Genomic DNA, 10,256 nt, shown 5'->3' on the forward strand with positions numbered 1-10,256 from the left:
CCTTACATAAAATATGTAAAAGCTTTTAAACTTAAGTAATAATAAGTTGTATATTATTATCTTCAATAATATCTAAAAAGATTGCCGGCGGCTTTTTATCTGTAATTATAACGTCTATTTGATTCCAACTTGCACCTTTATAATAACTTAAAATATTAAACTTTTTTGAGTCAGCAAGAACTATAACCTTTCTAGCTCTTCTTATTACAGTCTGCTTTATTACTGCATCTTCTTCATCTATGAGATAAACCCCATCTTGCATTATTGCTCCTGCTCCCAAAAAAGCTACATCAAAAAATCTATTTTCAATATATGTTTTTGCATTATCTCCATAAAAAAATCTATTGTTTTTATTAAAGGCTCCTCCCGTTGAACATATATTTACTTTATGATTTTCTGAAAGTATTTGTATATTATCTAAGGAATGTGTTACTACTGTGATTTTCTTATCAATTAGTTCAGCTAAATAACATACTGTAGTAGAAACATCAAAGTAATAGTGCTCCTTCTCATTAATAAATTCCAAAGCTTTATTTGCTATATCTTTTTTCTCTGTAGAATATTTTAATACTCTTTCCTTGTAAGCTTCAATAGTATTTCTTATTACAGGCAGAGAAATTCCTCCATGAGTACGTATGGCAGCACCTTTTTCTATGAGCTTTAATATATCACGTCTAGCTGTATCTCTAGATACATCAAGAAGCTCACATATATCATGTACAGACATATTGATGTTTTCATTTAAATAATCTAATATCTTTAACTGTCTTTCTTCTTGGTACATCTAAAAACATCTCCTTACATAATCAATAAAGTTTCTGGTTTTATCTTGATGTTTTCTGAGTTCATGATATCAGCAAAATGACTTGATGATATATCATCAAGAATTATGATGTGTATATCTTTTAAGTCTAGCCCCTTATAAATAGCTTTTCTTTGATATTTTTGATGTTCGGCAAGTAATATCACCCTCTTTGATTTACTTACTACCTCTTTTTTTATTACAACATCTTCTTCATCTACATAGTACACACCATCTTCATGTACCGCTGATGCACCTAAAAAAGCTACATCAAACTCTGTATCATCACTGAAATAACTGATATCACCTTTATTATAGAAAAATCTATTATTCTTATTTAGATATTCTCCTGTTGTATGAATAACAACATTTTCTTTTTTAGAAAGAATTTCTATGTTATCTAGAGAATTTGTATATACATCTACAGACTTTTCTATAAGATTTGCTAAAAGCTGAACACTTGTAGATGAGTCTAAAAAATACTTTTTGTTATTATGAACAAATATCAAGGCCTTTTCAGCTATACTCTTTTTTTCTGAAATATTTAATTGAAGTCTTTCTTCATGTGATAAGTTAACAACTTCTTTAGTAGTTTTATACAGGTTTATAATTTCATTTTTATCATTCATGATATCACCTCTTATTTCAATTTTAAGTAATTTTAAGTAATTTATCAACACCTTTAAGTAATATTAATTGTTTTGTAACAAAAATGCAGATGATCATCACTCATCTGCATTAAAGTTTAAACCTCTTTGATTATTTCTGAAATAATATCATTTTCTTTGTTTTCACAATCTGTAGATCCAATAGCTATACTTGGTTTGGTTTTTCCATGAAAATCACTACCACAAGTTAATATAAGTTTATTCTTCATAGCATATTCTTTATAATATTCAACCTGCTCTTTACTATGATAGCTGCTATAAACTTCTATTCCTTCTATTCCGCAAACTCTTATAGATTCAAGAAGCGAATGCTTTTCTTTAACATTATTTCCTGGGTGAGCTAAAACAGGAATTCCACCACTTGTTTTAATTACTTCTATTGCTTTTTCTAAACTTATATATTTAACCTCAGCATAAGCTGGTTTTCCTTGAGCGCAGTAGTCCCAATAAAAATTTACGTATGGATTATCACTTCTATTCCCATTTTCATAGTAAGGTTGTAGTAATAGATTTTTTTTATGTTTATCAAATTCCATGGCAGCTTCAGCTATCATCTCTCCATTAACTACTCCATTTTTAGATAATTTCTTTATTACTTCATCAGAAAAATCAATTCCAAGCTCTCTTATTAACTTCATTCTCTTTTTTGATGCACCTTGTTCTTGTTTTATGATATCTTCTTCTATTCTATCAAAAATATCATTGTTATAATCTATTCCATATCCTAATACATGAAGATTCACTCCATCAACTGTACAATCTAATTCAACTGCTGGAATTATATTTATCTCTTTATCTTTACAATACTCCTTTGCTTCTTTTATTCCCTTAACCGAATTATGATCAGCTATGGAAAAATATTTGATACCCTTACCTACACATAAGTCAACCAATTCCTTAGGGCTAAATTCTCCATCATCACTGTAAAATGAATGCATATGCAAGTCTATATAACTCATAATAAATCCTCACTTTCTTTTATTTATTTTTAATTAATGTAACATCTGGCTCTAACACACTTAAAGCTTCAACAATTAACCCTTTTTTATAATCATCTAAGAAGTTATTTGAAAGAGAAAATTTAGGCAATATATTTTTTGTAAGCTTTCTCTCACACTTACCATTAATTAATTCAATATGTTTATCACTTATGAAAGTACCATTCATTATGATCTCATCTGGATTTAAAATACTGCAAACTGAAACAATTAATTTAGATACAGCCTCACAAAAGTCCTCAAATGTATCATAAAGCTCCTTATTCCAAGTTATTCCTAAAGGCATAGTTGCAACTTCTCCTGCAAAATTTCTTCCGCCTTTAAATATTTTTCCGTTAATAAAGATACCTGCACCAGGAGGATATTTATCTGGAAAATATAAATACACAAAAGTTCCTTTATCTTTTAAATTATTGGAATCACTAAATCCAATAACTGCCGCATTGACATCATTTTCAATTACAGCTTTAATTCCATAAAGATTACTAAAGTATTCAATTATATTTACCCCTTTTAACATCCAATAATCTGAGTGTATGATTTCTCCATCAATTTCAACTCCTGGATTACCAAATCCTATTGCTTTTATGAGTTTATACTCTTCCAATATAGGCTTAATTATATCTTCAAGAGTTGCTATATTTACAACCTTAACTCTATGTTCTTTTTCATAGACACAATTGCCACCTAGATTTACTACAGAAACACTTACTATGCTTTTATCATCTTTATCATAAGGAAAAATTACGAGTACAAGATTAAAATCTTCGTTATATTTATATTGCTGTGCAGGTCTTCCCCCTCTAGATGAAATTAACTCAGTTTCAATAACCTCATTTTGCTTTACCAAATATTGAAGAACTGTACTTACTGTAACAATACTTAACCCTGTAACTTTTGCAATTTCCTGCTTCGTTGCGTATTTTTCAATCTTCAAGGCTTTTTTTACAAGATTTATATTTATTTCTTTAATAACTAAAGAATTTCCTCCTATATTTTTCATTTACTCCTCCTTTTATTAAAATACTTTTTAAAAGTGTTTTAATAAGTATATATTAAGGTTATCATGTTGCTTTCATGTTGTCAATCCGTGTAATTGAATATTAATACTTAGAACATTATAACTAAAAAGGCAGAATAAATCTGCCTTTTTTAGTTATATATAGGGATTGTTTCTTCCCCTGTATATTCTTTTAGTGATACACTAAGTTCTTTGTTATCATTTACTGTAGCAAAAAATACATCATCAATTGCAGTAATATTAAGCTTCATTAGCTCTTCCTCTAACCATATTGTTGAAAGCTTAAGTTTATCTAGTGCATCTTTAATTACCTCTCCTCGAATTATAACAACGTAGGATAAAGATGGGGACTTTTTAGTTAGTTGCATATCTTCTATAGTAACAGTTGCTTTGTTTTGTTTTTTAAGCAAAGACAACTTACCACTAGCCTCTATTATCCCTAAATGTATCTCTCCAGCATCAAATACTTCTTGTTCTCTTAGCATCTGAAGTACATTGTCTATTGAATATCCAATCTTTTTAAGGCTTTTAGCTATAAATTTCCCATCTTGAATAACTATCACTGGCTCAAAGGTTATTAGCTTTCCAATTTTCCTATATTTAATCATGAGAGTAGATATTATTTTTTGCAAAATCCCTACAAAGATAAGCGCTACAACTGTATGTATATGTGGTATATTAGGCTCTGATATATCTGAACCTACTAATGCACCTATTACTATAACTACTAAAAAATCAAATATAGGCATTTCTCCTATTGTTCTTCTTCCCATGAATAAAGTAACCATAAGCATGAATGGTAAAATAGTAAAAATCCTTAAAAATACTATCATAAAGTCCTTAAATAAATTCATTTCTTCAGCTCCCTAACAACATATTTATGTTGTTACTTTGCCCTATTTTAACTTAAAAAATTACTTAATTGCTCCTCCATGAAACATACATTCATATACTTTATTGTTTAAATATACTTTTTCTATCCAATTCAAGTTTTGAAGAAGTAAGGTGTATAATTAGTTCCTCTATAGAGGATAACACTGCAACTAAAACTATAATCCATAATAGTTGAATTTTATTAAACATAATAAATAGTGGAGCTGTAAAAAGAAGGAGGCCTGTAAGTTTATTTCCCCAAGTGTGCAAAATTCCAAAACAGTGATATTTATATGCCACAACCCCCATGTTAATTATACGAATTATAAAAGTTATGATAACTCCTGGAATAAAAACTAATATTTTTTCTCCTAAGTATATGATTATAGAAGTTGTTATTACTAAAAAAAGAATCAGATCTGCAAATGAATCTAATTTAGATCCTAATACACTTTGGGTATTAGTTTTCCTTGCGATATACCCATCTAAAATATCAGTAAATCCACATATAAGGTAAATGCTTATAAATACTATAATATTATTGAAAGTAAAAAATAATCCAGATAACAATATTATTCTGCTTATAGATATAATGTTTGCAACATTTTTCACGAAACTGCCTCCTGATACATATTTATACTTAATTATATAATAAAAAGATACTCAAGGCGACTATGGACATTCTATTTTCTTAGCATATTCTATAAAGGATTTAATATCCTCATTCATTAGTAATGGAACTGATTTTTTTATTATTTCTAGATCCCAATCCCACCATTTAATTTCAAGTAACTCTTTAATAGTAGCTTCATCAAATCTATATTTAACTACCTTTCCTGGATTTCCAGCAACTACTCCATATGGAGGAACATCTCTTGTTACAAGAGCATTACATCCAATAACAGCTCCATCACCTATATTAACCCCAGAAAGTATTGTTGCACCATGACATAACCAAACATCATTTCCAATTACCACATTTCCTTTTGTTTTTGGATGCCCAGTTATATAAGCATATTCATCTAAAAACGCATTAAAGGGATAAGTTGTAACCCAATCACTCCTGTGTTCTCCCCCTAAAAATATTGTTACTGCATCTGCTATAGAAGAAAACTTACCTATATCAAGAGTTGTGTTTTCTCCCCATGTTCTAACTATTGGTATTCCATAGGTTCCAAATCCCATATGAACTCTTCCATATAACATATATCTATCTGGAAAACTTGTATTTATATCTGTACCCATAATTTTTTTCCTCCATATAATTTACTACAATATATTCCACTGATATTATATGAACAAGCAAATTAATGTTCTACCTCAATAAATTTTTATAAAATTAGGGCAAGTTTAGTTGCTACTTCTAAACTTGCCCTTAAATCTATTGAATAATCGGGGAATTACTCAAATGAAAACTACTATTTTGCTTCTTCCAAAGCATTTCCAACAGCTTTAATAACTGCTTTACTAGATGTTGTTGCTCCACTTACTGTCTCAACTTCTGATGTATTTTTCTTAATCATATCTGGAATTAAATATTCTTTGATTGATTCAAATATTGTTTCAGTCTCTTTATTATCAAGAATAACAATATCAGATAATTTTCCATCTGCAACTTTAACTTCAACTTCTATAGGTCCTTTAAGACCGTCACTTTTACCTTTATATGTTCCATCTTTAAATTTATCTGATCCACCACAACCTACTAATAAAGTTGCTGCTAAAACTGCTACTGGTATCAATGCTTTTATTTTCATAATATTCTATTCCTCCTAAATCCACATTCTTATTATTTAATTAATTCTGCTGCGCTTTTTCCAGCTTGTCTACCATATACTATTATATCTGCTACTGCGTTTCCACCAAGTCTGTTTGCTCCATGTACTCCTCCAGTAACTTCTCCAGCTGCAAATAATCCTTTTATTACTTTTCCGTTACTATCTAAAACTTCTGCATTTGTATTTATAACAACTCCACCCATAGTGTGATGTATTATTGGAGTTATTTGTATTGCATAGAACTTACCTTTGTTTAATTTCTTTAAAAGACTTGTTCTTCCTAGTGGATCATTTTGAGTATCTACTGAAGTGTTGTATTCATCTATAGTTGATTTTAATGTAGCTCCATCTACTCCTATTTTGCTAGCTAAATCTTCTATAGAATTTCCTTCAACTACAACTCCAGCTCCAACATATTCTTCAATAGCGTGTAATCCATCTTTAACATTATCATCAAAAACTAAAAATGCTTCTTTACCTTCTTGTTCTAAAACTGCTTTAGATACTTTATCTCTTGTATCTAATTCATTATAGAATCTCTTTGCACTTTTGTTTACTAATATTGCACCATCACCTCTAACACCTTCACTAATAAGAAGCCCTTGAGAAGCTACTCCTGTTGGGTGAGTTTGGATTTGTTCCATATCTCTTAATGCACCGCCAAGACTCTCAACTAGTTTTATACCATCACCTGTAGCTCCTGGATGATTTGTTGTAGCAAAGCCTTCTAACTCTGGCTTATACCCAGTAATCATTTCCATGTTAGCTCCAAAACCACCAGCTGCAACTACTACAACTTTAGTGTTTATTGTATACTCTTTTCCTTCTTTATCCTTAGCCTTAACACCTGAAATATTTCCTTCTGAATCTTTAACTATTTCAGTTGCTTCATTAAGAGTTCTTATATCTACTCCTTGTTTTTCAGCTTCAGTTTTTAAAGTTTTTACTATTGTTGCTCCAACAGCGGCTCCACCTACTGGTCTATGTATTCTATCATTAGTAGCTCCACCTGCTCTTGCAACTTCATTTAAGTCTGCGCCTAACCCAATTAGCCAGTCTACTCCGTCTTTAGCTTCGTTTGCTAACTTTTTAACCAATTCAGGGTCATTAAGGTTCTTTCCACCCTTCATTGTGTCATCTATCATAGTTTGTATGCTATCTTTTATACCAGCTGCTTTTTGAGGTGTAGACTCTGCTGCATTCATACCACCAGTTGCTTTGTTTGTATTTCCTCCAACCATAGGCATTTTCTCAAGAACGACTATTTTTTCTACTCCCTCTTCCTTTGCCTGTACTGCTGCTGCTAGTCCTGCTCCACCTGCACCTATTACTACAAGGTCAGCACTTTCTGATTTTGATTTTGTTTTTGCTCCACATCCCATCATTGTAGCCATAGACATTACTACAAGACTTAATGCGATAACTATTTTTTTCTTATTCATTTTCCTTACCTCCGCATTATTTTTACCACCAAATACATACTATTTGATTGTTAAAAAAAACTCAATCTTAAGGTCTTTTTAATCTTTTTTATCTTTTTGGTCTGATGTTTTTACTTGTCCCATCAAATATTAATTTCTTGTTCATGTTTGTCTTGGGCCTCTTGATATACCTTCTGATGGGCCTCTTTGATATGCTTTTTGATTAAACTTTTGATGCACATTATGATGGGCCTTTTATGTTTTATCAAAAGTACTATGAAAGTTAATACTGGGACATAAAAAAACTGTAATATCAACTTTAACTAAATATTGATATTACAGTTTCTTATATTATTTCTTTTTATAAAGATGTATTGGTCTTCCTACTTTTCCATAAACCCTAATAAGTTTTAAGTCTCCTTCTTTAACCATGTAGTCTAAATATCTTCTTACAGTAACCCTTGCGAGTCCAACTCCATCTGCAATTACTTCTGCTGTATTGCTATCATCTAAACTATCAATATGATCTTTAATTTGGTTATAGGTATCTATATTTAAGCCTCTTATAAGCACCTTTTCTTTTGATTCTTTTTTATCTTTATTAAGATTTATTCCTGTTATATATTTATCTATATACTCCTGTCCTATTCTATCAGAACATCCTATATCCTTATATCTTACAAGATATTTCTTCATTGCCTCTTCAAATCTTTCAAAAGTAAAGGGTTTAACTAAATAATCCATAACCCCATATCTAAAGGCTTCATTTATAGAATTTATTTTGTTTTCTGCTGTTATTAATATTACATCTGAAGAAATTTCATTTCCTCTAATCCACTTTAGAAAATCTAGTCCATTTCCTGAAGGTAGAAAAACATCTAAAAGTATTAAATCCACTTCGTTTTTCAAGAGATATTCTTTTGCTTCCTCTATATCTGAAACTGAAGAAACAATATTCATACTTTCAAATTGATTTGAATAATTTTCGTTTATCTTTCTAACCATAGGGTCATCTTCAACAATCATTATTTTTATCATATTAACATTTCTCCCTTCATAACTCTACATGCCACACAGTTTCTTCTTCATCTGATTCAACATATATTTTCCCATTAGCATTTTCTATTATATTGATTACGTTAAATAAACCTAATCCTCTATTTTCTCCTTTTGTACTAAACCCAGCTTTAAATATCTTTTCAAAATCCTCATCCTCAATCTTAGGTCCGTTATTTTTAACCGTTATCTTTAACTTATCTTTTTGAATTATTGAAAAGTATATTTTACCATTCTTTATTCCTTTAAGAGCCTCAATTGAGTTTTCTACTAGATTTCCTATTATACATCCTATTTTATCTTGACCTATAGGATTATCAACATTTTCATAATTACTTTCTTTATCAATCGCCATATCAATTTTCGCCTCAGCAGCTCTATTATACTTTGCTAATAATAAGGCTGATATGGATTTATCTTTTATGTTATCTAAAACAAGCATTACCTCATTTCGCTTTTTGCTGGTTTTAAGTATATATTCTTTTGCATCATCATAGGCTTCTAAGTGTATTAACCCTAAAATAGTATGAAGTTTATTCATAAACTCATGATTTTGTGCTCTTAAATCCCAATTAAGCTTTTTAATAACTTGAAGTTCTTCAACAAGCTCCTCTACATCTATCATATTTTTAAATGAAACAATTGCTCCTACAGTTGTTTCGTTGTCTTTAACTATTGAATAGTTACTTATAATTTTCGTATTATTATTTAGTGTTTGTTCTAGATTTAATATTGATTCTTCCTTATCTAATAACGTTCTCAAAGTATCTCCTATATTGTTATCTAAATTATCTACACTCATGTTTTTGATATCTTGATGAACCTCTAATATTTTCATAGCCTTATTGTTGATTAATGATATTGTGCCATCTTTATTTACTGCGATGATTCCATCAGTTATATTATTTAAAGTTACTTCTCTTTCCTTTAATAATAAGGAGATTTCTTCAGGTTCTAAACCAAATATTGTTTTCTTTATACTTACGGCAACAAACTTAGCAAGAAACAACCCAAATAAAGCAACAAGTATTATAAATGGAAGAAGATTTTTTGAGAATTGTATGTATTCATCAAATATATTTACTTTTAATGTACCAACACAAACAACACCTACTTGTCTATCTCCTCTAAATATTGGCGAAAAAGCCTTAACTGTTGCTCCCATTGTTCCAATTCCTTCATCAGCATAAACTTCACCATACTTTATTGCTCTATCTATAGTGCTATTTGAAAACTGCCCACCTACTTTTTCAATATGCGGATGAGAATATCTCACTCTATTCATGTCAGTGACAGTTATAAATGTAATTCCTGCTTCTTCTCTAATATTATTTACGTAGGGATTTATTATTAACTCTCCACCTAGCTCTCCAACATTATCAATTAGTACAGGACTTTTTGACAACGTTATCGCCATGTCCATGAGTCCATTTTCAACTTTTTCTCTTATTTTTCTATTAATCTCAAATACTGATATAAAGGTCGCTAAAGATACAACAGAAATAATTATAATCATAACCATGGTAGTGATTTTATTTTGTAATTTCATAATTCCTCTTACTCTGCTTTTTTTCTTAATTATATCACAGAGATTTTCCTAATGCATTTTTTCTTTGCTAAGTCAAGTACCACCGGCTCA

At 29.9% G+C, this 10,256-nt stretch carries 11 protein-coding genes; all 11 read right to left on the bottom strand.

Annotated elements, in window-relative coordinates:
• Window positions 1-31: 31 nt before the first annotated feature.
• A complete protein-coding gene (locus B3N22_RS14390) occupies window positions 32-784 on the bottom strand; it encodes a DeoR/GlpR family DNA-binding transcription regulator (RefSeq protein ID WP_286908206.1) in 753 nt (250 codons plus the stop codon).
• A 14-nt stretch (window positions 785-798) separates the two neighbouring features.
• A complete protein-coding gene (locus B3N22_RS14395) occupies window positions 799-1,431 on the bottom strand; it encodes a DeoR/GlpR family DNA-binding transcription regulator (protein WP_073017002.1) in 633 nt (210 codons plus the stop codon).
• Window positions 1,432-1,547: 116 nt separating this feature from the next.
• A complete protein-coding gene (locus B3N22_RS14400) occupies window positions 1,548-2,429 on the bottom strand; it encodes a PHP domain-containing protein (protein WP_286908209.1) in 882 nt (293 codons plus the stop codon).
• A gap of 19 nt (window positions 2,430-2,448) precedes the next feature.
• Window positions 2,449-3,471, bottom strand: coding sequence for an ROK family transcriptional regulator (locus B3N22_RS14405; RefSeq protein ID WP_286908211.1), 1,023 nt, complete (start codon window positions 3,469-3,471; stop codon window positions 2,449-2,451).
• A gap of 149 nt (window positions 3,472-3,620) precedes the next feature.
• On the bottom strand, window positions 3,621-4,343 hold the full coding sequence (locus B3N22_RS14410; protein WP_286908212.1) for a DUF421 domain-containing protein: 723 nt from the start codon (window positions 4,341-4,343) through the stop codon (window positions 3,621-3,623).
• Window positions 4,344-4,443: 100 nt separating this feature from the next.
• Window positions 4,444-4,974 (bottom strand): CDP-alcohol phosphatidyltransferase family protein, encoded by a 531-nt coding sequence (locus B3N22_RS14415; protein ID WP_286908214.1) that lies wholly within the window; start codon window positions 4,972-4,974, stop codon window positions 4,444-4,446.
• Window positions 4,975-5,034: 60 nt separating this feature from the next.
• On the bottom strand, window positions 5,035-5,607 hold the full coding sequence (locus B3N22_RS14420) for a CatB-related O-acetyltransferase (protein ID WP_286908216.1): 573 nt from the start codon (window positions 5,605-5,607) through the stop codon (window positions 5,035-5,037).
• Window positions 5,608-5,780: 173 nt separating this feature from the next.
• Window positions 5,781-6,119: an FMN-binding protein gene (locus B3N22_RS14425; protein ID WP_021802438.1), complete on the bottom strand. Its 339-nt coding sequence runs from the start codon at window positions 6,117-6,119 to the stop codon at window positions 5,781-5,783.
• Window positions 6,120-6,151: 32 nt separating this feature from the next.
• Complete coding sequence (locus B3N22_RS14430) at window positions 6,152-7,582, bottom strand: flavocytochrome c (RefSeq protein ID WP_286908219.1); 1,431 nt, start codon at window positions 7,580-7,582, stop codon at window positions 6,152-6,154.
• A 330-nt stretch (window positions 7,583-7,912) separates the two neighbouring features.
• Complete coding sequence (locus tag B3N22_RS14435) at window positions 7,913-8,599, bottom strand: response regulator (RefSeq protein ID WP_286908221.1); 687 nt, start codon at window positions 8,597-8,599, stop codon at window positions 7,913-7,915.
• A 16-nt stretch (window positions 8,600-8,615) separates the two neighbouring features.
• On the bottom strand, window positions 8,616-10,166 hold the full coding sequence (locus B3N22_RS14440) for an ATP-binding protein (protein WP_286908222.1): 1,551 nt from the start codon (window positions 10,164-10,166) through the stop codon (window positions 8,616-8,618).
• Window positions 10,167-10,256 lie beyond the last annotated feature (90 nt).

The organism is Clostridium sp. UBA1652 (genome assembly GCF_002320975.1).
GTDB classification, from domain to species: domain Bacteria; phylum Bacillota; class Clostridia; order Clostridiales; family Clostridiaceae; genus Clostridium_T; species Clostridium_T intestinale.